At 62.8% G+C, this 23,790-nt stretch carries 18 protein-coding genes; 12 read left to right on the top strand and 6 right to left on the bottom strand.

Annotated elements, in window-relative coordinates:
- The first annotated feature begins 177 nt into the window (after positions 1-177).
- The 11 genes from AB2M62_RS14065 (at position 178) to AB2M62_RS14015 (ending at position 15,572) form a co-directional block, all read left to right on the top strand.
- Entirely contained in the window at positions 178-2,562 is a 2,385-nt protein-coding gene (locus tag AB2M62_RS14065; protein ID WP_404334715.1) for a PAS domain-containing protein, read from the top strand.
- 752 nt (positions 2,563-3,314) lie between these two features.
- Positions 3,315-5,126 (top strand): ParB/RepB/Spo0J family partition protein, encoded by a 1,812-nt coding sequence (locus AB2M62_RS14060; protein ID WP_404334713.1) that lies wholly within the window; start codon positions 3,315-3,317, stop codon positions 5,124-5,126.
- 64 nt (positions 5,127-5,190) lie between these two features.
- Positions 5,191-5,415, top strand: a complete 225-nt coding sequence (locus AB2M62_RS14055; RefSeq protein WP_404334711.1) for an RNA polymerase sigma factor — start codon at positions 5,191-5,193, stop codon at positions 5,413-5,415.
- Between the two features lie 58 nt (positions 5,416-5,473).
- Positions 5,474-6,397 carry a HEPN domain-containing protein gene (locus AB2M62_RS14050; protein ID WP_404334709.1) on the top strand — a complete coding sequence of 308 codons (924 nt, stop codon included), beginning with the start codon at positions 5,474-5,476 and terminating at the stop codon, positions 6,395-6,397.
- A 303-nt stretch (positions 6,398-6,700) separates the two neighbouring features.
- On the top strand, positions 6,701-7,000 hold the full coding sequence (locus AB2M62_RS14045; RefSeq protein WP_404334708.1) for a DUF736 domain-containing protein: 300 nt from the start codon (positions 6,701-6,703) through the stop codon (positions 6,998-7,000).
- A gap of 812 nt (positions 7,001-7,812) precedes the next feature.
- A complete protein-coding gene (locus AB2M62_RS14040) occupies positions 7,813-8,172 on the top strand; it encodes a hypothetical protein (protein ID WP_404334706.1) in 360 nt (119 codons plus the stop codon).
- A gap of 343 nt (positions 8,173-8,515) precedes the next feature.
- Positions 8,516-10,477, top strand: coding sequence for a relaxase/mobilization nuclease RlxS (rlxS, locus tag AB2M62_RS14035; protein WP_404334704.1), 1,962 nt, complete (start codon positions 8,516-8,518; stop codon positions 10,475-10,477).
- 75 nt (positions 10,478-10,552) lie between these two features.
- Entirely contained in the window at positions 10,553-10,978 is a 426-nt protein-coding gene (locus AB2M62_RS14030) for a CopG family transcriptional regulator (RefSeq protein ID WP_404334702.1), read from the top strand.
- The gene (locus AB2M62_RS14025; protein WP_404334700.1) at positions 10,975-11,409 is read left to right on the top strand and encodes a helix-turn-helix domain-containing protein; all 435 of its coding nucleotides are present in this window, start codon (positions 10,975-10,977) and stop codon (positions 11,407-11,409) included. Before AB2M62_RS14030 ends, AB2M62_RS14025 begins: the two co-directional genes overlap by 4 nt.
- Before the next feature lie 396 nt (positions 11,410-11,805).
- Positions 11,806-13,398 (top strand): dsDNA nuclease domain-containing protein, encoded by a 1,593-nt coding sequence (locus tag AB2M62_RS14020; RefSeq protein WP_404334698.1) that lies wholly within the window; start codon positions 11,806-11,808, stop codon positions 13,396-13,398.
- Positions 13,398-15,572, top strand: a complete 2,175-nt coding sequence (locus tag AB2M62_RS14015) for a DEAD/DEAH box helicase (protein WP_404334696.1) — start codon at positions 13,398-13,400, stop codon at positions 15,570-15,572. The genes AB2M62_RS14020 and AB2M62_RS14015 overlap by 1 nt, the downstream gene beginning before the upstream one ends.
- 359 nt (positions 15,573-15,931) lie before the next feature.
- Here the strand turns inward: AB2M62_RS14015 and AB2M62_RS14010 are convergent, their stop codons facing one another.
- The 3 genes from AB2M62_RS14010 to AB2M62_RS14000 form a co-directional block, all read right to left on the bottom strand.
- Positions 15,932-16,216 (bottom strand): DUF3253 domain-containing protein, encoded by a 285-nt coding sequence (locus AB2M62_RS14010; protein ID WP_404334694.1) that lies wholly within the window; start codon positions 16,214-16,216, stop codon positions 15,932-15,934.
- Positions 16,213-16,485, bottom strand: coding sequence for a UvrB/UvrC motif-containing protein (locus AB2M62_RS14005; protein WP_404334692.1), 273 nt, complete (start codon positions 16,483-16,485; stop codon positions 16,213-16,215). The genes AB2M62_RS14010 and AB2M62_RS14005 overlap by 4 nt, the downstream gene beginning before the upstream one ends.
- A 137-nt stretch (positions 16,486-16,622) precedes the next feature.
- Positions 16,623-17,162, bottom strand: coding sequence for a hemerythrin domain-containing protein (locus AB2M62_RS14000; RefSeq protein WP_404334690.1), 540 nt, complete (start codon positions 17,160-17,162; stop codon positions 16,623-16,625).
- A gap of 204 nt (positions 17,163-17,366) precedes the next feature.
- Between AB2M62_RS14000 and AB2M62_RS13995 the strand changes: the two genes are divergently transcribed.
- On the top strand, positions 17,367-18,140 hold the full coding sequence (locus AB2M62_RS13995) for an alpha/beta fold hydrolase (RefSeq protein WP_404334688.1): 774 nt from the start codon (positions 17,367-17,369) through the stop codon (positions 18,138-18,140).
- A 995-nt stretch (positions 18,141-19,135) separates the two neighbouring features.
- On the opposite strand, the gene AB2M62_RS13990 is transcribed toward AB2M62_RS13995, so the two are convergent.
- The 3 genes from AB2M62_RS13990 to AB2M62_RS13980 form a co-directional block, all read right to left on the bottom strand.
- Entirely contained in the window at positions 19,136-19,900 is a 765-nt protein-coding gene (locus AB2M62_RS13990) for a hypothetical protein (protein WP_404340072.1), read from the bottom strand.
- Between the two features lie 77 nt (positions 19,901-19,977).
- A complete protein-coding gene (locus AB2M62_RS13985; protein WP_404334687.1) occupies positions 19,978-21,483 on the bottom strand; it encodes an AAA family ATPase in 1,506 nt (501 codons plus the stop codon).
- Positions 21,484-21,942: 459 nt separating this feature from the next.
- Positions 21,943-23,196, bottom strand: coding sequence for a tyrosine-type recombinase/integrase (locus AB2M62_RS13980; RefSeq protein WP_404334685.1), 1,254 nt, complete (start codon positions 23,194-23,196; stop codon positions 21,943-21,945).
- Positions 23,197-23,790 lie beyond the last annotated feature (594 nt).

Below are 23,790 nucleotides of genomic sequence, written 5' to 3'. Positions count from 1 at the left end.
ACGCGCTCGACGTCGATCTGCGCGCCTGCCTCGCGCGGGACCGCCGCTAGCTCCCTAGGGTCGCCCAGCGACCAGGCCGCAAGCGCTGCGCATCGGCGGCACGATCCCCGCGACGCGCCGGGGCGGATACGCTATGCGCTTCACCGGGCGTGATCGGTCGGGGGCGTTGGATCGAAGATGCAGTGGGGCAAGAGCGAGCGACCGAAGCGTATCCTCATCGTGAGCAGCGCCGCGCTTCTGGCGGCCTTGGTGTTCTGGATCGACAGTGTCGCGGAATATGATTTTGCGATATCGATCCTGTATCTCGCCGTGCTCGTCCTGGTTTCGTTCGCCGCGGACGCCAAGGCTGTCGTCCGGGCCGCGCAACTATGCGTCGCGTTGGCGATCGCCGCCTGGCTTATCGTCCATCTCGACCAACCCGCGCCGGCAAGTGCGCTTCGCTGCCTGTTCGCCTGCATCGCGATCGGCGTCACCGCCGCGTTGCTGGTCAGCCGCAAGCGGCTGGAGGCCACCAAGCGCGATCTCGAGCGCAGCCGATCCGAAGTCGAGCTCTTCGCAAACTCGGTGCCGTTCGTGCTCTGGCGCTCCAATCCGCAGGGCGAGATCGAATATCTCAACCAGAGCTGGACTACGGTGACCGGGCTGGATCGCTGGTCGGTGCTGGTGGGGCAGCGCTATAACGAAGTCGTCCATCCAGACGACGTGCCCGCGCTTAACGAGACGGTTTCGACGGCGGTGGCTACCCAAACCGTCACTGACCTGAAGGTGCGTGTGCGGCAGACGGACGGGGCGTATCGTTGGATGCAGATCTACGACCGTCCGGCCTATTCACCGCTGACCGGACAGGTCGAGCGGTTCGGCGGGCTCTCCGATGTCCATGACGAGGTAATGGCGAAGGAGCAGCTTCAAGGCCTGCGCGCCGAGCTCGAGGCGAGCCGGCGGGAGCTCGTCAATTTCACCAACTCGGTCCCGCAGATCCTGTTCCGCGCGAGCCGCCACGCGAAGGTCGACTTCTACAACGAGCGCTTCACCGAGGTGACCGGCCGAGACTTGCGCGCCGTCATCGAGAGCCAGGATTGGATCGAGGACTTCCATCCCGACGACCGGGCCGGCTATCTCGCGAACCTCGAACGCTCCTTCTCGGCCGGGGAGGAACTGCGTGCCACCTTCCGGTTGCGCCACGCCGACGGTAGCTATCGCTGGATGTCGCTCGTCGGGCGCCCGGTCCCAATCGCCGAAGGCGCGGACGAGATCCGCTATTATGGTGGCGTGTCGGACATCCATGACGAGGTGACCGCGCACCAGAAGGTCCAGGAGCTCAACGAGACACTTGAGCAGCGCGTGCTGGAGCGTACCTCCGAGCTGATGCGCACCGAACGGCGTTATGCCGGCCTGTTCGACGTCAGCAACATGACCTTCGCCGAGGTCGATTTCAGCGCCGCCGAACGGCGGATCGATGCACTGAAGGCGGACGGGGTCGCCAACCTTCGAGACTATATGGCGCGGCATCCGGAGGCGCTGGCGGACACGCTTGGCGCAGTCCGAACGGTTCGGGTCAACGCGGCGATGGCCAGGCTGCTCGGATATCGAGATGTCGCCGAGCTGGTCGCTCAACCGCCCGCGGAACTCGCCGAGGACGGCACCGAACTGCTTCTCCGGCAGTTGGAAATGTATTCTGATGACGTCGATCACATCGACGGCCGGGCGGTGCTGATCGGGAAGAGCGGCAGGCGCGTGCCGGTCTATTACAGCGTCACCCGGCTGCCCGACGGGCTGCACCTCTGGAGCCAGGTCGACCTTTCGGACCAGGAGCGTATCGAGGAGATGCGGCGGGCGGCGCAATCCGAGCTGGCGCGCGCCAACCGCGTCGCTACGGTCGGTGCGTTGTCGGCCTCGATCGCGCACGAGCTCAACCAGCCAATCGCGTCAATATTGATCGATACCCGGACCGGGCTCCGGCTCGCGCAGCGGGAGAGCCCGGATTTCGAGAAGGTCGCGAGCATCCTGCATCGAGTCGATCGCGCGGCGCAGCGCGTCGCCGGCATCGTCGAGCGAACGCGCGACAACATCGTCGCCGGGCGGCGCGCGGTCCAGCCGATCGATCTTGTAGAACTGGCGGAAGAGACGCGGGACCTGCTCGCACATGACTTGGCCAGCGCAGGCGCCGAGCTTCAGATTTCGAGTTCCGAGAAGCTGCCATTGATCCTGGGAGAACCCGTCGAGCTGCAGCAGGTTCTCGTCAATCTGGTGAGCAACGCCGCCGATGCGATGCGAGGCCAGCAGGGCGTGCGGCGGATCGCGATCGAGGTTGTCGAGGATGGCGCAGCAGTTCGCGTGCGCGTACGCGATACCGGTCCTGGCATCCCCGCGGAGAATATGGAACGGCTGTTCGAGCCGTTCTTCACGACCAAGGCTACGGGAATCGGCATGGGGCTGCAGATCTGCCGCTCCGCGATCGAAACGATGGGCGGCCAGCTGTTACTCGACAATGACGCGGGCGGCGGCGCTTGCTTCTCGTTCGACCTCCCCTTTGCGACATTAGCATCGGAAAACCTTGAATAGGTCCGCGACAGCAATTTCCGTGTTGATGGCGCTATCAAGCGAACCGCGCATCGCCATTTGAACGTCCGCATCTGGGCCTTCGCGGCGCAGCGGGATGAACACGGGTAGGTCAGCTTTCCTGGGGATCGCAGGGCAAGACCTGCTGTCGGCAACCGGCCCACGGGAGATGATCTAGGTGGCTGCCACGCGTCAACGTCTCCGACTTCGTTTGGAAGGGGAAAGCGTTCCCCTGCGGCCGAGCCGATGTCTCGGCCGACCCCTTCTGCAGAGGCGTGAGCCCCCGCAATGCCCCCTGAAATGGAGCGGGGCTGAGGACGCACACTGTCGCGTGCTGCGCAGCGGACAGGGTGCGGCGCCTGATAGTAGCCCCGCGGCACTCCGGCGCCGCGGACGGGCGGCGCGCCCGGTTTCGGCGCGGACGACAATTGCCGCCCGGCGCTCGAAGCCCGGTTCGACGCCGCTGACCCGTCCGCGCTGCCGGCAGGCCAGCCCTTGCTTTGGCGGCGTTGCCGCCGGTTGGCTGCGGTCGCCGCTGGCGCGGCGGCGTGTTGGTGGGCCTCCCGGTCGCGGGTGCGGGCGGCGCTCCCTCCTAGGCCCGCCCGCGGCCCCGGCAAGCCCGGCTGCGCCCGGCTCCTTCGCTGCGCTGCGGCCTTGTCAGGTGCCGGGCCCGCTCGACGGCGGGCCTCTCCGTTCGCTGGTGCCGCCCACCCCGCTTCCGGGGGTCCGGTGCGGAGTGAAGAGGAGAAAGGACCATGGAACTCAGGCACATCGAAATCGCCAAGCTGAGCGTCTCACCCGCCAACATGCGCGGGGGTAGAAAGGCACCCGACCTGACCAACATCCTGCCGTCGGTACGCGCGCGCGGGGTGCTGGTGCCGCTGATCGTGCGGGCAAGGCCCTGTCCGGCGCCTGAGGACGGAGATGCCCCGGAAAGCTTCGAGATCGTCGCGGGCAAGCGCCGCTACCATGCGGCGCTCGCGGTGGCGGAGGAGGGCGGCGAGATCGATGCGCTGCCCTGCGCGGTGATGGACGCGGGCGACGACGCGGCGGCGCTGGAGGCCTCGCTGATCGAGAATGTCGCGCGGCTGGACCCCGACGAGGTCACGCGCTGGGACACCTTCACGCGGCTGGTCCGCGAAGGCCGCAAGCCCGAGCATATCGCCATCCTGTTCGGGCTCACCGACGTGCAGGTGAAGCGCACGCTGGCGCTTGGCAATCTGCTGCCGCGTATCCGCAATCTCTACCGCAAGGGGGATGTGGACGCTGTCACCGTGCAGCATCTGACTCTCGCCTCGACGGCGCGGCAGCGCGAATGGCTGGCGCTGCTCGATGATGCCGACGCCCGCGCGCCGGTCGGTCAGGCGCTCAAGGCGTGGCTGTTCGGCGGGGCGTCGATATCGACCAAGGTCGCTCTATTTGACCTTGCCGCATACCAGGGTGAGATCGTCGCCGACCTGTTCGGTGAGGAGAGCTGGTTCGGCAGCGCCGAGCAATTCTGGATCGCCCAGAATGCCGCGATAGAGGCGCGGATCGCCGCGTATCGCGAGGCCGGGTGGAGCGACGTCGTGACGCTTGAGCCCGGCCAGTACTTCCATGGCTGGGAGCATGAGCGCTGCCCGAGGAGGAAGGGCGGCAAGGTCTTCGTCGCCATCGGCCATCGCGGCGATGTCGCCTTCCACGAGGGCTATCTCAGCCGCAAGGAGGCGAGGAAGCTGGCAAGGGGCGAGGACGCCGACAAGCCGGTCCGCCCCGAGGTGACCAGTGCTGGCAACGACTATATCGACCTGCATCGCCACGCGGCGGTGCGTGCGCGGCTGGCGAACGCGCCCGGCGTCGCGCTGCGCGTCGCGGTCGCGCAAATGATCAGCGGGTCGCCGCTCTGGTCGGTGAGGATCGAGGACCAGCGCGCGCCTGAAGCGGTGCGGGAGAGCGTCGAGCTTTCGGTTTCCGAGGCGAAGTTCGACGCGAGGCGCCGCGAGATGCTCGCTTTGCTCGGCTACGATCCCGAGACCCTGACCGTGACCGGCGGCGAAGGGGAGGGCCTCGCCACCCTGTTTGTCCGGCTGACTCGCCTCGACGACGCGCAGGTGCTCGACATCCTCGCCATCGTCATGGGCGAGACGCTCCATGCGCGCAGCAGCATCGTCGATCTGCTCGGCCACCATCTCGGCGGGGACATGGCGCTGATCTGGCACGCCGACGACGCGTTCTTCGACCTGATCCGCGACCGCGAGGTGCTGCTCGCCATGCTCGAGGAAGTCGCCGATCGGCAGGTCGCGGCGGGCAACGCGAAGGAGACCGGCAAGGTCCTCAAGTCGGTCATTCGTGACTGCCTTACCGGCAGCAGGGGCCGGACCAAGGCCGAGGGCTGGGTACCGTGCTGGATGCGCTTTCCGGCAAGCGGCTACACGCCGCGCGGCGGCATCGCCGCGGCGGATCGCTCCGCCGTGATCGCTCCGCTGCTGGCGCCTGCTCCGGAGGCGGACCCCGACACCGAACCTGCCGACTCCGATGCGGACCCGGAAGCGGCCCCCCGGGGCAGACCGGTTTGCGAGGCTGCTTGAGCCTCCCTTGGGGGCCGGCGGCGGCGTTGCCGCCGCCGGTTTCCTGTCACGAAGGAGCCGCGCGATGAACGACGAACGCCCGCTTCCCGAGCTGCTGCGCCGCATCGAGGCGGCACTGGCGACGATGGACGATCTGCCGCGCGCCGTGTTCGAACGGCACTGCTTCCGCGATCTCGATTATCTCCAGGTCGCGCACGCACTCGACATCGGCATCGACGCGGTCGAGCGCCACCTTGCTGATGCGATACTGCATCTTCTCAGGTGTACGGACGGCGGCGGCGGGCCCTGAGCCCGCCGCCGCCAGATATGCCCTTGGCATTTTCCGCCCGAACGGCGAGTCTACAACCATGAAGACCGGCCTCGATCATCTGCCGCCTGCCAAGCAGCGCGAGCTGGAACGCGTCGTCCAGATTCTGTTCGAGGAGTTCGGCGAGGCGACCGCCATTGCCACGTCCGACTGGAAGAAGCAGGCCCGCATCCTCAAGGTGATCCTCTATGGCAGCTATGCGAGGGGCGGCTGGATCGACGAGCCGCACACCGCCAAGGGCTACCAGTCGGACTTCGACCTGCTGATCGTCGTCAACCACGATAAGCTCACCGACCGGGTGGAGTTCTGGTCCAGCGCGGAGGACCGCCTCAATCGCGAGCTTGCGATCACCAGGACCCTACGCACCCCGGTCAATTTCATCGTCCACACCTGGGCCGAGGTGAACGACGGGCTGGCGCACGGACGCTATTTCTTCATGGACATCGCCCGCGACGGCATCGCGCTGTACCAGAGCGAGGAAACCGAGTTTCACCAGCCCAAACCGAAAACGCCCGGGCAGGCGCTCGCCATGGCGCGAGAGTATTTTCAGGAATGGCTTCCGAAAGCACTGAGCGGACTCAAGGGGTACCAGTTTTACTTGTCGGAAGGCGAGACGAACGATGCCGCATTTCTGCTGCATCAAACCACCGAACGGCTCTACCATTGCGTGCTGCTGGTCTGCACCTTCTACACCCCGCACGTGCACAATCTGGGCTTTCTGCGCACCCAGGCCGAGCGGATCGATCCTCGCCTGATCGATGCCTGGCCGCGCGACAGTCGCATCGACCGGGCACGGTTCGAGAAGCTCAAGGAAGCCTACGTGAAGGCCCGCTACTCCAAGCACTATCGCATCAGCGCCGAGGAACTTGCCTGGCTCGGCGAGCGCGTCGAGGAGCTGGGGCGTGTCGTTCAGGTCATCTGCGAAGAGCGCCTCGCCGCATTGGAGCGCAGCGCCGCGGCCTGAGTCCGACTGGGAAATGGTGTGGCGAGCGTCGCTGTGTAGGCAAATGCTCTCTTGTCCGAAGCCGCACGCGGCCTTCCTGATGATGGCGGTCTGGCACCACACCGGCCCTTGCCCGCAACGCGCCCGAGCGAACTTTCTTCCCCGGCCCGGTGTGCCCCGGGCCTTCCTCGCGAGGCAAGAAAGCCCGCCGGGCGCGTCCGTCGCTATCGCTGCGGTCCTGCGGATGCAGGCGGTCCGGCGTGTCGCCGCTTCGACGCCATCGAGGCCGCACTAACGCGGCTTCGAGGACCAAGGAGAATGATCATGGCTACCATCGGCAGCTTCACCCGCGACGACAACGGCGTCTTCACCGGCACGATCCGGACCCTGACTCTCAATGCCAAGGCGACGATCAAGCCGGCGCAGAAGGACCACGACAAGGCACCCGACTACCGCGTTACCACCTCGACCGGCGTCGAGTTCGGTGCCGGCTGGAGCAAGAGCTCGCGCGAGGATCGGCCCTATGTCTCGGTCAAGCTCGACGACCCTTCGCTGCCCGCGCCGATCTACGCCACCCTCAGCGAGGGCGAGAACGGCGCGCACAATCTGATCTGGTCACGGTGACAGCAGGATCCCGCGCCGGCCCGGCCGGCGCGGGTATCAACGGCTGCTAACCCCCATAGCGGACGTTGAAAGCTCGTGTATGCTGTTCGAATGCGTAACGGTCGCTTGCCCCAGGGTACCGTCTTTCTGGCCCTGCTGATCATGCAGGGAGGATGCATCGATCCGACGGTCGCGGGCGCGCGCACGCACGTGCGGCATGAGAGGAATTCCTTGGAGGTGGCGAGTCTCGAGCAGGCTGCGGAACTGGCGCAGGATGATCGGCTTCTGCGCGTATTTATGGCCCCGAGCAGTTGGGCTACCGCAGTGTCTCGGTTGGAAGGCCATCATGTGGAAAGGCGCGACATCGCGGCGGTAGGCTGCGTCGGCGAAGTCCAAACCGACATGTTCTGCTCATGCAGCGGCGTCAGGAGCGGACGTGGCGGAAATACTCGGGCCGGGCGGACGTGAGTGGAGAAAATCCACACCTCTTGAGCCAATCAGCCGACGCCCCGGACGACGGCTAACCACCCAATAGCTGACTTCCTGATCGCAAGATCAACCGCTGAACCGCTAGTGTGGGATGGGCTTGTCTCGGCTCTTCCGAGCATGGCGGCTGCCGGCGCGCCTGTGCAAGGCCGGCGGCACCTCCAATTTTGCTGCGGACCGGAGCGTGCTGCGCACGCGAGTCTTCTGTTTTCGGCGCAACAAAATCGGCTCCTCCGCCGCCGCTTCGCGGTGCCTGCGCTGCGCTCCGGCAGCCCTGACAGCCACGCCGGCAGCCGCCGTCGAGAGCAGGTCTTCGATGAGGAAGACATGCACGACAGGAGGCTTCGATGAGCAACATTCAGGCAGTTTCGTACACGTCAGATCGCGTGATGGCGGCATTGGTCGCGGGGCTGGAGCTGGAGTTTGGTCGCGGCGCTGCCGAGGGGCTGGCGCAGCGATTTCTGGCCGCCGAGGAATGCGATCTGCATTGGGATGCGCGGGTCCAGGAGCGCTGGGTCGGTACCTATGAGAGTGCCGACAGCGACGATTTCGAGCTGGATCGGGTGGCGATCTGCGGACGGATCGATGGTCACTGGTTCGCCGCTACGTGCATCGTCGATGGCGATGGCCGGGCGCATGGAATGACCGGAAAGCGTCAGTTCCTCAGCGCCGAGGCAGCGCGGCAGGCGTTCGCGATGGCGCGTTGATCTGGTGAGTGCCGGAGCCGGGAAGCGATGTCCCCGGGGCATCGCTTCCCGGCTTTTTTCATGCTCGCCATCGGTTCGGCGCGCGGGTGGCAGGAGGCGATAAGGGGCGCAGGAGAGGGAGGAAGGGTAAGGCAAGATAAAAGCGGTGCCTCCACGAGGCCCCGGAAGTGGCGTCTGCACGTCGTTTTCTATGGAGGCATGTCCAAGGCCATGCCTCCAATTGTTGGGGTGATCCTTCGAAACACCAGCATTTCTGCGGCCTCTCCGAGGTTGTCGATTGGAGGCCCTTGAAGGGTCGTTCTGGCGCTCCCTCATCTGACGCTTTTGACCGCGAGGAAGCGTCATGGCCGAGAATGATTTAGAGCTTTGGTTGGGGGTGATCGGCAAGGATCGCCCGTTCGCGCAACAGGTCCGCAGGGCCGCCAATCTGGCCGGCGGCGCGCAGCGATCTTCGGTCGCCCGGGCGCGGCGCTTCGACGGCAGCCGCATTGGTCGCGGCTCGGCCATTGGACGGCTGCTCGGATCGTCGGATCGCTTCACCGGATTCCGGGCGCGCCGCGTGGTCGTCAAGGCGCGCTTCGTGAAGCTCGCCGGCAAGGGTGCCAAGGCGGCCGTCGCGCACCTTCGCTACCTGCAACGCGACGGCACCACGCGAGAGGGCGAGCGCGGCACGCTGTATGGGCCGACCAGCGATGTCGCGGACGGCAAGGAATTCCTCGAACGCGGTGCCGGCGATCGGCACCAGTTCCGCTTCATTGTCGCACCCGAGGATGGCGCGGAATATGAGGACCTGAAGCCGCTGGTGCGGCGCTGGATGGCCCAGGTCGAACAGGACCTCGGCACCAAGCTCGATTGGATCGCTGTCGACCACTTCAACACAGGCCATCCGCACAGCCATGTCCTGGTGCGCGGCATGGACGATCGCGGCAAGGATCTGATCATCGCCCGCGAGTATATCAGCCGGGGCCTCGCCGGGCGCGCCACCGAGTTGGTCAACCTCGACCTGGGGCCGCGCAGCGATCGCGAGATCTTCGAGGCGCGCAAGCGCGAGATCACGCAGGAGCGGTTCACGAACATCGACCGCAAGCTGTTGCTCGCGCGCGATGCCGACGGGCTGGTGTCGTCCTGGCATGGCGACAGCATAGAGCAGAGCCTGCGCGCGGGGCGCCTCGGCACGCTCGCGCGCATGGGGCTGGCGACGGAAGAAGCGAAGGGACGCTACCGGCTCGCTGACGATCTGGAGGAGACGCTCCGCGCCATGGGTCGGCGCGGCGACATCATCGCCGCCATGCATGAGCAGATGAAACTGCGGGCGCCTGAAACATCGCCGCAGGACTATGCGATCTACGATCCAACCGAGGGCAAGCCGCTGGTCGGTCGCGTCGTCGCGCGCGGGCTCTCCGATGAGTACAACGATCACCACTACATGATCGTCGCGGCGACCGATGGGCGCAGCCACTATGTCGAGCTCGGTGAGCGATCGATTTCAGAGATGCTCAGCCATCCCGAGATCGTGAAGGTGGATCCGATCGTTCCGGCGGTCCGACCAGCGGACCGCGTCATCGTGGAGGTCGCCGCGGCCAATGACGGGATCTACAGCATCGAACGGCATCTCCGGCACGATCCGACCGCGACCCGGCGCTTTGCCGAAGCGCATGTGCGGCGGCTCGAAGCGATCCGGCGGAGCCGAGGGGAGCTCGAGCGGTTGCCTGATGGTAGCTGGAAGATCGCGCCCGATCATCTCGACCGGGCGCTGGCGCACGAGCGCAGCGTGGCTGCCGCGCGGCCGGTCGAGGTCGAAACGCTGGCCGAGCGCCCGCTAGCGCAGCTTGTCCGTCACGACGGCGTGACCTGGCTGGACGAGCAGCAGGCGGCGAAGGAACCGGAGACGCTGGAGCGTGGGTTCGGCGCGCAGGTACGGCGGGCGATGGCACTCCGTCAGCAATGGCTGATCGAACAGGATCTCGCGTGGCGCGACGGGAACCTGATCAACTTCCGCCCCGGCATGATGGCCGAGCTTCATCGACGCGAGCTGCGGCAGGTAGCCGGGCAGCTCTCGAAAGAAATGGGGCTTGGCTATGTCGAGCATCGCGGCGGCGCGATCGAGGGCACGTATCGCAAGGCAGTGCAGGTCGGTTCCGCGAGATATGCGGTGATCGAGAAATCGAGGGAGTTCACGCTCGTGCCGTGGCGCCCGGTGCTCGAGAAGCAGATCGGCCGTCATGTCTCGGGGATCGACCGCGCTGGTTCGATAAGCTGGACGTTCGGGCGCCAGCGCTCGGGTCCGGAGATGGGCGGGGTTTGAGAGTCACCACAAACGTATCTGGGGGCACCAGCGAGGTACTGTTTTCCGAGCGAGGAAACGCGGACTCTGCATCTCATGCAGACGAGCAAGACCCGCCATCAATTCTATCTCCCCGATGAGTTGTCGGCGAAGCTCGATGCGATGGCCGCACAGCCCGGCTCGTCCAAGACCGCGATCCTCACCGATGCGCTGACTGCCTGGTTCGATCGCCGTGCCGGCCATGAACTGGACCAGCGGTTCGGCGCGCGGCTCGACCGCCAGAACCGGATCGCCGACCGGACGGAGCAGAAGCTCGATTTCCTCACCGAGGCGCTCGGGCTGTTCGTCCGCTACCAGCTTACCCTCACCGCCCACCAGCCGGCGTTCGATGCCGAGACCAACCGGCTCGGCCGCCTTCGCTACGATGAGTTCATGAAGCGTGTCGGCCGGATGCTCGCCAGCGCGGCGCCGGGGCAAGACTTACCCATCGTCAATTCCCCAGAAATGGGGATAGACAAATGAAGGACGACATCATGCGTCATTCGCCGCATCGCCAGCACGGCGATCTGTCACCGATCACGTTGAGGATCGCCGACGCGTGTCGCGTCACCGGCATCGGCCGGTCGAAGTTCTATGCGCTGATCAAGGCGGGTGAGATCGAGGTGATCAAGGTCGGCGCGATCACGCTCGTGCCGATGTCCGGCATCCAGGCGCTGCTTGAGCGTAGCCGCCCAAGGACAGCCGGGCGCGCACAACGCGGCCTGGATGAAGCGATGCATCCGTTTCTGGCGAGCGCGATACTGACCGCGAGCATCGCAGGAACGGCGGAGTCAATTCGCCGCGAGCTATCTTCGAAGGACGAGGAAACACGAACGAAAGCCGAAGACGATATCATCGAGCGAATGATCGCGGCGCTTTACGAGCCGCACGACGAAGCGCTCAAGGCGGCTTAGCGCCCTAGGTCCGGTCGTTCACTGCCATCGCGACAATACCCGGAAGCTGCCGCGCGCTCGCGGATTCAAAACGTGGCCTTAGAATTTCTGCTCCAATTTGGATGTATGGTTTGGAATTGCTCCAAAGCTTTTATGAATGTTATCTGCGTGTTGGGGGAGCGCCTGAGGGAGGCGATCCAAAACATTTGGTCATGCGATGCTGCTCTCTTCATTGTCACTGCAGCCTTTCACTTGGCTCGATCCGCCGTTCCCGTCGAGGCTTGACTATTGTCCGCGGCGTGCGGGGGTAAATAACCGTCGCATATGTTGGACACCCGATGCTGACGTAATACCTATTGGTCGGCGGTTTCGAGAAGCTACATCCGGCGGGCGATCGCGTTCGTGACGGGCGCTGGCTTGGCGTCGGACGCCGGGGCCATTTCGGCACGCCGCGGGTTTCGTATTCAAGATCACGTCGCGGCGCGCGTCGTGCTCGAAATGCTTCAAGATCAGGCCATCTCGCAGGTTGAGTGTGAGACGGGCGATGACATCGTGGTCCGGCGGCAGCATTCAGGACGATCTGTCATAGAGTATATTCAGGTCAAAACGACCGAGAGTGACACGAATTGGAATCTGACCGAGCTTACTGCGCGGGTCGATTCCCGCAAGCGGACTTCCATCTGCGAAAAGTCGCTTCTCTGCGACAAGCACGGTGAAATGGCTTGGTTTCGTCTTGTCACGACAAGATCGGTAAATTCGAAGCTCGCGCCTTTCCGCCTGCCGCGGGCGAGCCGTCAGGGCAACGCCCCGCTCGCCGCACTCATCAACAGTTTCTCGACAAAATACCAGGACGTGAGATCGGCCTGCGGCAGGTCTCTAAAGGACTGGGCTGAAAATCTTTTGTGGGAAGTCGAGGCGGACGAGGACGCTTTGATGATCCGCAACACAAACGTGCTCCTGACTATAGCTTCTGGCCGCGGGCTCGCGCCTGCCAAGGAGCTTATCGACAAAGTCTATGACCGCCTGGTCGGAAAGACTCGCACCATGGCTGACGCGCCATCGCACGAACCGGACGAGAAAGTGTGGAGCCGCCTCGACGGGCTTAGCTGGTGGGAGGACGAAATCGCACGTCTGCGGCGCGAGGCCGTATCGACCGTGAAGGTTTATCAGATGCCGCGCCTGACGGCATTCTTCTCCGAGTTGACCGCCCTGAACGAAGGGCCGCTTCGACGAGAGCTCCACGCATATGACGTTCAGTACGACGGAACCGTATGGCGAAAAGACGAATTGATCGAGCATCTGCGCGAGTGGCTCCCGGAAGTTGCGCTACCGCCCAGCGTCCTCGCCGGCTTCGATTATCTGTCGGCCTACCGGTTGCCCGGAAAGGCGCTCAGGGAGATCGATAACAGGGGCGGCGTGGATATGAGCAAGCTCGTGGCGGCCCTCATGTTGCACGCGATCCTGCGCGTGCATTTCCAAGCCGAGCCGATCGCTTGCAGGATATTCTACTCTATCGCTGGCACGATGCGCGCAACGAGTGCCCATATTCTTCAATTGGAGGGGCGCGACGAGATTTGGCTGGGGCGGTCCAGTCTCGTCACCGCAACTTCACATCTACGGGTCGTCGATGAAGTGCTGGCCGAACTCCGGACGGCGCTCGGCAGGGATGTCCTAAAAGACGAACGGGACATCATCATACAGCTTCGGGAGCCCCATCATATGCGGGCTCATAGCCTGGACGCGCTCCTGACACATACCTCCAAGACCGCGGATCTCCTGAAGGTCGTCCGACTTCCGATCTTGGTCGCGTACGACAGCGCCACGCTCAAGGCTGGCTTCGACGACGACTACGTCGAGCAACTCAAGGCCGAGGTTCACGGCGAGTACGAGCGGATCAAGGCCCGGATGGGGATAGAATTGAGGGACGTCGAGGTATCGATCTTTCTCGTCCCCGTGGAATGCGCAGCAACACTGGCGACCGACTTCGAGACGGATATCAGGAGCCGATAATGGAACTCGCTTTCATTCGTGAATGCATCGCGGATCCGGTCAAGCTGGCGGATAATCAGTTTTTTGTTTTCCAGCACGTGACGCGCCTCGCGAACAGTGACAGCACCGTGGCGACCGCGCGTGATTTGGTCATACGCCTTCTGGCTTTGAGGAGCGAGCTTGCCGACGGCTACGACACGCTGCTCGATGCGCTAGTCCGGGGGGTAGGGCTCTTCCCATATGCAGACCGTGACCGGTATCTGTCGCTCGAGGATCAGATGCTCCTCGAAGCGCATCGCGTGACAGGTGTCGGTGAAGACAGGTTCTTTCATAGCCTGCAGCTCTCCGTTTATCAGGAGCTGTTGAAGGGACGAAACGTCGTGCTCAGTGCGCCGACGAGCGTGGGAAAGAGCTTAGTCGTTGACGCGGTGTTGGCCACTAAGATGCATAAGCGCTCGGTCGTCGTCGTCCCGACTATCGCACTGATCGACGAGACGCGCCGAAGGATTGTCTCGTCGTTGGGTGCGAGTCATGACATCATCACGCATCCCAGCCAAGAGCGCTTGGACGACGGTCGGCCCACTGTCTATGTGCTCACGCAGGAACGCGCTCTTGCCCGTCGGGATTTGAACGAGGTCGACTTTTTCGTGATCGACGAGTTCTATAAGCTCGATCTCCGAGGTGAAAACAACGAGCGCGCGATCGACCTGAATATTTGCTTCCATCGTCTGGCAGAGCAGGGCGCGCAGTTCTATCTTATCGGGCCGAATATCGCTTCAGTACAGGGGCTCGCCTCCGAGTATAAGCATGTCTTCATGCCGTCCGCCTTTTCGACTGTGGCGCTCGACATAACATACTATAACCTCAAATATCGAGGGGATGAGCGTGCCGATAAACTAGTCGAGCTATGTAATGAGCTGAAGACCCCGACGCTCGTTTATTGCCAATCTCCGCGAAGTGCGCGGGTCACAGCAAGCACCATTTACGAGCGATGCGCATTGCCTAACTGCGATGCAACCAAGGATGCGGTGGCATGGCTGGAGAAGCATTACCCTTCGGAGTGGGAGGTCATCCAGGCGCTGAAAAGAGGAGTGGGGATCCACCACGGCAACGTCCCACGAGCCATCCAGCAATATATGGTGCGCGCATTCGAAGAGCGTCGAATTCAATTCTTGGTGTGCACGTCCACCATCATCGAGGGTGTGAACACGGTTGCTGAGAACGTGGTCATATTTGATCGACGGCTGAACAACACCACGATCGACGATTTTACGTTCCGGAACATCGCCGGCAGGGCAGGTCGCATGAACCGGTATTTCATCGGCAAGGTCTACGTCCTAGAAGAGGCTGTCCCGGAAGGTGAACACAGGGTCGATCTCCCCGTGGATCGGCAGGACGCCCAGACTCCGCTTTCGCTGCTGTTGGATTTACCTGCGACGAGTCTCACGCCAGCGTCGAAGGAGCGGATTACGGCAGTCTTCGAAGGATCGATGTTGAGCGAGGCGACGATCAGATCGAACCGCTATATTCCGGTGGAATCGCAAAACGAACTGTTTAACGCGGTGGTTGCGAAGTTCGATCAATCGCCGAGCGCGCTGCAGTGGCGGGGTGTCCCGAAGGCGCACCAGTTGCGCGCGGTGTGCGATCTGATCTTCGACCATGTCGACCACGGGAATTCATTGCGCAGGCACGGCATCTTCGGCGGCGATCAGCTTCACGCCGTGCTGACCCAGTTGATGTCTGCGGACAGTTTCCGTGCGTATATCAATGATCGTGTATCGAACAGATTCTTCGGCACCTCGGTCAGCGATGCGGTCGAGGAGGCTTTGTCTTTCCTACGCAATTACGTGGGATATACGTTTGGCCGACAGCTAATGGCTGTCAGCAGGGTTCAGGCCGATGTCTTGGTTCGTTACAAGGGCGTGAGCCCAGGCGACTATAGTCTTCTGGCAGCACAAGCGGAGTCACTGTTCATGCCAGCGGGTCTCTATGCCCTGGACGAGTATGGTGTGCCCGCGGAGATCGCAACCAAGCTGCAGGGCCTATGGGGGAATGTCGAGAATGTCGATCAGGGTCTGCGCATGCTGGCACGTCTAGATTTGGGTAGAATGGAGCTCGATCCCTTCGAGCGGGATTTACTAGAGAATGTCCGCAGTTCGCTGCCGGTACGCGCATTCGTTGAAACAGCCCAATAAGACGGCGCTTGGTCTCCGTCTACGCCGTAGCGGCCCTTGCCGCCGAGGTGCGGTGCCGCGCTTCAACATGCATGTTCTAGGGCTGATCATTTTGCTGCGCCCTTGGTTTCGCCGACCAATCGGCGCGATCACCACCTTAACCGGTGCGGTGCCACTAGCTGCGCGGTTTGAGCGCATCGATAATCTCACAAAATCCTAAGTGATCGCGATCATTTTCATCGCTGCTGACAAAATCCCCGCGACTAACGTGCTCGACCGAGCACGCCTGCTTTGCTTATAGCCCTTCCTGAAAGCGGTCAGGCGGCTGACGGCCCAAAAGCTGCCCGACGGCAACGCGCCCTAACACCGGTCGTTCGAGGTCACTTTCGGCTGTCCCATGAGCTGCCGTTCGCACGAGCAATCCGGTATGGCCCGGACCGAGCCGATAGCGCCCGGCCTTTCCAGCTTAGTCTAATGTTGCCCTGTTCTACCTGATGATCGATCGCGGCATGGACGACCGGCATCACGGTACGCCAATCCGCCTCATCATACCCAGACGCTTCTCCCGCGATCTTTCGTGCGACCTCGCTTGGACATATCGTCGCCCCGGGCGCACGTTCGGCGAGCAGGCGCAGCACGGCGACACTTGCGACGTCGATCGTCATTTCCGTTTCCGGCCGGACGTCTTGAGATCGGGCTTCGACGGCGGCTTCCATCCTGGCGGGGGAATTGGCCGCTGTCGGCTTGTGCCAAGTCCCATGGCGCCCGGCTGCTGGCGGACCAAACCCGACGTGTCGGCCTGTGCGGCCTCTCCAGCACTTGCTCCGCTTCGCATCAGGTTGATGCGGTCACGAATACGCCGCGCCTCCTCGAAATCGAGAGCGCTCGCCGCCGCGTCCATCCTGCATTGGAGATCCTCGATGGTATCGGTCATCACCACGCAACGCGCGACTGCAACTTTAGGCGGCATTGCGCCCCTTTTCGGTGGTTCAACGCAAACTATGGGTAAAGAAAGGCCGCCCCTCGCGGGACGGCCCATGTATCAGCAGTACGAAAACTCATCGCCCCATATCAAGCATCCGCGCCGACATAGCGCGACCATTCCTCCTGATATCGCTTCGTGATCATTGCCTGATCCGCCGTCGGCGCCTTTTCCGACAGCTCGATGAACCACGTTCCCTCTTCCTGGTACATGTGGTGCGCGACAGCGCCGCGGATATGCTCGAGCTTGTCGTCGAAATCCTGGCTCATCGGATCGAGCTTTTCGAGCATGGCCATCTGCATCTTCACCATAACCTGCTCGTTATATCCCATCGTGGCATGACCACTTTCGCCCGCCTCCCCCAGGCCGGGATAGACCACCGCTTCCTCGGCGATCGCATGCCCCGTCAGGATCACGCCAAGATGCCTGAGCGCAGTGGTGCGCAAAGCTGCATCACTCGCCGCCTTGGTCGCCGCGAACGCATCTTCGAGCAGTAAATGATGATCGAGGATCGTAGCGAACCATCCGCCTGGTCCAGCGACGGCCCGTGCTTTCGCGCGCGCTTCCTGCCGCGCCTCGTCACTTTCCGGGGGCGTGACAGCAGCGATCACTTGGTCGAGCACGGACATGCAAATTCTCCTGTTGAGGAAAAAAACGGCTGTTTTTTCAAGGAGTAGAACCAGTGCGACCGAGGCATGTTCCCTCTTCAAACCGCGTTGGCGGGTATATCTCACTAACCTGCGGCAAGTGCACACGCCCCGTATGGGCTCGCGGTTGGATTTGGGCCGAAAGCTGCTCCCGATTGTTCAGTGGCGACCAATCGGAGTTCCCAAATGAATCAGGTCCAACGCGGCGCCGGCCGCAAGCTGCTTCTTGTTCACGGTCTCGGCGGGAGCTGGCAGTCATGGAGCACTATCATGGGACCCCTCAGCGCCGAACGAACAGTGATTGCGGTTGACCTTCCGGGGCATGGAGCCACACCGGCGGAGCCCGATAGCGGGACCTTTGAGGGCCTCGTCGACAGCGTCGAGCGATATATCGCGGACAAGGGACTGGAGGGCGTCGACGTCGTCGGAAGCTCAATGGGCGCGCGGATCGTGCTTGAGCTCGCCCGGCGTGGCCGCGTCGGCAATGTGGTGGCACTTGATCCAGGTGGTTTTTGGCGCGGTTGGGAGCGCACGTTCTTCAAGACCACCATTGGCGTTTCGGGGCGGCTGCTTCGGGCAATCCGGCCCCTCCTGCCGGTATCGAGCAAGAACGCCGCATCGCGCACGGCGTTGCTGGCGCAGCTGTCGGCCCGTCCTTGGGCGCTCGATCCGAAGGTCGTTGCGACGGAGCTGGAAAGCCTGAGTACAACGCCGACGTTCGAGGCCCTGGTGCGTGACCTTGCGAACGGACCAGAGCAAGCCGGCCCGGCTGCTGATCCTGCCCGTCGTATCTTGATCGGCTGGGGCCGGCACGACCGCCTGTGTCTGCCGCAGCAGGCAGCGCGGGCAAAAGCCGCCTTTCCTTCCGCCGATCTGCACTGGTTCGAGGCCAGCGGGCATTTTCCGATGTGGGATCAGCCGGACGAGACGGTTGCCGTCATCCTCGCCGCAACAGAGTGATCGGAGCGCTAAGACCGGTTCGATAGCCCACACCGGTCGCGTCCGGCAAAACGCGGCCAGGCGTGCAGGTGCAGCTTTTGGCGCCGAACGTCCGCTATCGATGCCGAACCGGCTGAAAGCCGTCAGTCAGCAACCGGCCTAATTCCGGTCATTGGTTGGCGTCTTCGAATCGACACCGGAAGGGGAGGGCCCATGCCCTCGCGAAACGCAAATTTCGTCCGCGTGAGGCCACGCGCATCCGTAGAAAAAATATTTGATGGATATTTGACACGCAGGGCGCCGTGACGGCTAACCCATTGATATTATTGGTGACCCCTGCGGGAATCGAACCCGTGTTTCAGCCGTGAAAGGAGAAGGGAGGGCGGCTTTTGGGCCGGGAGCCGTCAGTCCGTTTTCGGGCGATTAGTCGGCGAAAGCGGACACTGCAGTTCGCGGTAATCTACCGTCGGCTCCTGGGCCGCTTGCCGACTGACCGCATTCTGGCAGAATATCGCCCAAGCAGACGTTCAAGGTGTGGCGCTTCCTCTTCATTGCCCGCCGCAAAGCCCAGTTGAGCGTGCGGATCGGTCGCTGCCTACCAGAGCGCCTCGGCGACTTTCCTAGTCTGTATGACGGGCCCGGTGTCCTCCACGAACTGGTCGATGATGCCCTCGAGTCATCGGCTTGAAGTCCGACTTTTCGAGGCCACACAGGTGCGGCATCGCGTTGTCGCCGAAAATGGTCCGGGGGACCGGCCAGGCAGCACCAGTGGACCCCCACGCAAAAGGGTTCCATTTTGACCGCCAGCGTCTTCGCGATCGCGCCATACGAGCTGCGCCGGATGGCCAGACCTCACGCTGTGGCGCGACGGCAAGGTTCGGTTCGTGGAAGTGAAGTCGCCGGGCGATCAGCTTCACGCGAGCCAATCACGGTTGATCTCAACCCTGCTTCGGCCGCTCGGCTTCGGTGTGACGCTGCTGGAGTCCGCCGAACGCGGGCCTAAGGCGGTTCGGACCCTACATGAACTCGTCCACCCAGTCCTCGATATGCGGGTGGACAGCGAGCGCCCGGAGGAGGACGGCGCGCCAGTTCGAGCGGCCGAACACATCGCCACTGGCCTGAGCGAGATTGAGGAAGAAATTCCGTACCTCCGGACCGCCGGTCTGGCGATGGATCGACCCAGCCTCAAGCATCCCCGCGATCTCGTCGTTCGCGTCCTCGTCGTAGCGGTCGATCAGGTGAAGCCGGTCGAAATGGGCTTCAATCAGCCGCCAGTCGTCGTCGTCGACTTCCCCCTGCTCAAGCGAGAACTTGGCACCCACGCCCCGCAAGGGTGGCGCAACTAGGAGTTCCACCTTCAGGAACTCGACGTCGGGAATCTCGTCCAGATAGAAGTGCACGTATCGGCGCCGACCATCCGCGTCGAGCCAGTCGTCGTCCTTGATGGCGTTGCACTTGAAGCAGCAGGGAATGAGGTTGAACCCGTTGACGGCGAACTCCGGGAAGCGGGTCGCAGGCAGATAGTGGTCGTGGGTCTCGTTCTTTGTGGTGCAGCAGTAGGGGCAGTATTTAAGGCGACGCTCCGACTGAGCCTCTTTGATCGCCTTCTTAAGGTCCAGCAGGCCTTTGGTCTTGACGTCATAGCAGGATCGCAACTGGGACCTGATCGCGATCAGTGGCGAATTCCCAATGTTCTCTAGATCGTCACCCGCGGCGCGGTCGAGCAGTTGCTGGTATCGCGCCGCAATCTGGTCCTGGTGCGCAATGAGCGTCGGGCGCACAGGCGCCCGCTTGCTATTGCGGATAGTCTCGTATCGCGAAAGGTATGTCGGGTCGTTCCCGAGCGCTGTTAGGTTCTTCATGCGCGGTCCCGCCCCGCGTAGAGCCCGATGAGGAACGACTGGGCGGCCATACTCAGCCCTCTCGGGAAGAGGGCCAGAACTTCTTCCGGCGACATCGTCTGGGCTAAGCCCCGAAGCACTGTCTTATAGAGGCCGTCGACGTCGAACGTGTCGAACACGTGACGGGTGAGTTCTGTCAGGCTCTCGCCGAAGCTCTCGATCTCGAGCAGGTCACCTACCGTCGTGTCGCCATCCCGGGCGAACTGGACGACCCGCTTCGCCGGAATCTCCTGGAGCACGACCGGGGAGTGGGTCGCGACGATCGCGTAGGATTGGAATTGCTGGAGGATCTTCGTCAGCACGACGAACAGGCCGGCGACCGCGTTGGGATGCAGGTGGGTCTCGGGCTCGTCGAACAGGATCAGCGTGTCGGCGCGTATCCATGCGAGTACGGCAGTGACGAAATGGACGAGGATGGCCTGCCCCGAACTAAGTTCGTCGAGCAGCCTGTCCTTGCGGACCTCGCCGTCATCCTCGTCGGCGATCTCCCTGCGAAGCCTTTCGCGGGTCAGGCCCTGATCCTCGCCGAGGATCTCGAGGATGTAGTCGATCCAGTCTTCCTCGCGCTGATGCCCGCGGACTCGATTGCGGTTGGCATTGTAGGATCGGGCCAGACTGCGTTGCGAGAATGAACCCTTTTCGTCGCGTATGCCGCAGTAGACGTAGCTGCTGTATGGCGTAGGCTCGGGTCGCCTAAAGCGGTCGAACGCGCTAAACGACACCGCGATCACGCGAGCGAATATCGGCCTACCATCGGGAAACCGTCGCTCCTTGAGCGTGAGCCGCTCCTCCGAGATGCGGTCGATCTGCGACAGGTCCGCCGCGAGCTGTGAGAGGTAGAATGTCTTGCCCACGGCATTGCGCCCGATGATCGCGGCGATGCGGCCCGGCAGGTCGTCACCCGCGTCGAGGTCAAAATGGGACGTGGTCGCGATCTCGCCGCCGATGACCCTCGAGTAGGAGAATGCCGGCGTGATGTGAGCCTCGTCGCCACGGACCCAGATCGCGCCGAACCGGCTGGAGCGCTGTGCGCCGTTTGTGCGCATCATGCCGTTGCGGTAGGGGGGATGCGTCTCGAAATCCGCGGCGAGCGCCGGCATCAGCGCTATGTCGCGGAGAGCCCTGAGCACCTCGACAGCCTCAGCCGTCCCAAACTCCTCTCCAAGCCGCTGGTAATATTCCTCCCCCTGACCGAGGGAGATGTAGCGGTCGGGTAGCTCGGCGAACGTGTCCGGCAGCGCGGTCGTGGTCTTGACGATGCTCGTCGTGCCGTAGGGCATCTTCTCGAGAATCTTGATCTTGCCGTAATCGGATCGCGCACCGGTTCCATCGAAATAGTGAAGGTCGAAACGCACGTAGCTGCCGTAGTCGTTCCAGCCGTCCCCCTGGATCACGAACGTGTTCCGGAGATTTGTGGGAATGCGGACGCGGTCCTCTAGGTGAATGAACTTGTAGTCCGCCAATTCCCGGTCTCCCCCCAGGACCCTTCCGCCTGGTCTCGCGGGAACGCTATCCGACGCAGATCGGCGGCGCTACTGAGATCGCCACCGGTGCGGTGGGACCGCCCGCCGTCGACGACCGCTCCGAAGCTGACCAACAATCCGGCCTGACCTGGCCAGATGTCGGCTTTCGGGATCAGATCGGTGATGAGCGAGTGTCTGAGATCGGGGCGCGAATCAGACATTAGCGACGCGCCAGCGAACGCGCGGCTGTGCGGAACAATCCGAGAAAATTCGCCGATTTCCAGCTACAGTTTTGCAGTAAATCTGCAGTAAATTGCACAAATATGCAGCTATCCGGCAGCTAAGTGCCTGAAAACGCTGGTGACCCCTACGAGAATCGAACTCGTGTTTTCGCCGTGAGAGCTAGGTTCTGCCTGGGCCTATCCCGTGCGGAGCGTTATCTTCGCAGCCTACGGGGGCCTACGTCGCCGCAGGTGCTTCCAGTTCAGGACGGTCCGTCGGGAGGGAGCCCACGCTGGCAGAAGCGCAGTAGGTCGCCCAATCGGCCATCAGCGATCGCCGCTTCTCGAACGCGTCGCCGCGGCGATACGCTCGTACAGTGGCATCACCGGCGCTATGGGCCAACGCAGCCTCTGCGACTGACTCCGCGTGCGTGGTGCATTCTCCAGCCCAATCGCGAAAGGACGATCTCGCCGTTCCGTGGACCGTGTAGTCTCCAAATCCCATCCGTCGGAGGAGCATCAGCATCGACATCTGTGAGAGCGGGTTACCTTCGGACGCGGCAAAGACGTAGTCGTCGCTTTCCAAGGACTCGCAGAGAGGCGTGACGATCTCGATAACACGGTCGCTTAAAGGTATGCGGTGCTCCCTACGCATTTTGGTTCGTTCCGCAGGGACGATCCACGCGCGGCGCTCTAGGTCGAATTCCTTCCGTTTTGCCTTCAGGGTCTCGTTCGTGCGGGTGGCGCAGAGAACGGTGAGTTCCAGCGCCCTGGCGGCCAACGCGGAGCGTTGGCGCAGTTTGTGGATGAACTGGGGGATCTCTTCGAAGGGCATTGCCGCCTGATGCCCGCGCGCAGTGAGCTTGTGACGCGGCGGTAGCAGGTGAGCGAGATGTCCCCGCCATCGCGCGGGGTTCTCCCAAGGTGAGGCGATCAGACCCCTGGCTCGAGCCGCATCCAGGACTCGCTCGATGCGACCCCGAACTCGGCTCGCGGTTTCGTTCTGCGTTATCCATAGCGGTCTGAGGACATCCAGCACAGCGTCCGTGGTGACTTCCTCAAGTTCAAGGTGGCGCAGCATCTTTGCCTTGGTTCGGAAGGTCTCACGCCATTGCCTCAAGTGGACTGGATTCGACCAACCGGCTGAGAGTTCGTCCACCAGGGCGTCGGCAAACTGCCCGAAGTTGTCGAACTTCTGTTTTCGAGCGGCCGCTTTCGTCGCGGCAAGGTCAGCGAATGGGTCGTTCCCCTCAACAATCGCCTGCCGAAACTCGGCCGCACGCTGACGCGCATGGCTCAGGCTGACGTCGATCGCGGAGCCGAGTCCGATCTCCCGACGCTTCCCGCCAACGCTTGAGACAAAGAACCAAGACGCCACACCGTTAGGTCTCAGCCGCAGGTACAATCCTCCCCCATCCCCGTAGGCCACGGCTTTCGAGACCCTTTGGTTCAAGTAAGCGGCGACTCCCCGCGCAGACAATTTGTTGAGCATGGCTGAAATCCCTCGCCCCGGTCATAAGATCGACCGGCTTCTGGGTGACGATTTCGGTCATAATATCGGTCATAAAATCAGCGGCGGAAAGCCCTAAACGCGACCGAATAGCTCCGGATCGGACTCATTCATTTATAAGGCAAAAATCGCGTTATATCAATGTTATAATGGACGGGTGCGCACTGCCGCGGACCCCTGCGCATGCGGTACTTCGATTCCCCTCAGCTCCACCAGCCGCCCTTTATTCAATACCGTAGAGTTGACCAGTCCCGCCGATGGCGTGCCGTGTCGATCACTGGCCGGCTGGATCGCTCTGGCCGGTCTTGGTTGTCGAAGTTGACACACTTTTGCGTTTTCCCGCGGCGTACCGGCTTCGCTTGCCAACCAGATGGTTGGGGCCGGAAAGTCACAAAAGTCACGGTTGCACGGGCTTGCCAGGAGACGTTCGATCTTTCCTGTCGAGGTCTATATTGTCGTCGCCTTCATTATCGCGGTAATCGCGTTCGCGATCGAGCGTCGGAACGAAGCCTTAAATACCCGCTTTGCATGAAAGCCTGGCGCGGGCGGCGCAACCTTGGTTGACGAAGTTGACAC

This window comes from Sphingomonas sp. MMS12-HWE2-04, assembly GCF_044881185.1.
Classification (GTDB): domain Bacteria; phylum Pseudomonadota; class Alphaproteobacteria; order Sphingomonadales; family Sphingomonadaceae; genus Sphingomonas.
Note: the sequence above shows the minus strand (reverse complement) of the source record. Positions and strands in the feature narration are given on the sequence as shown.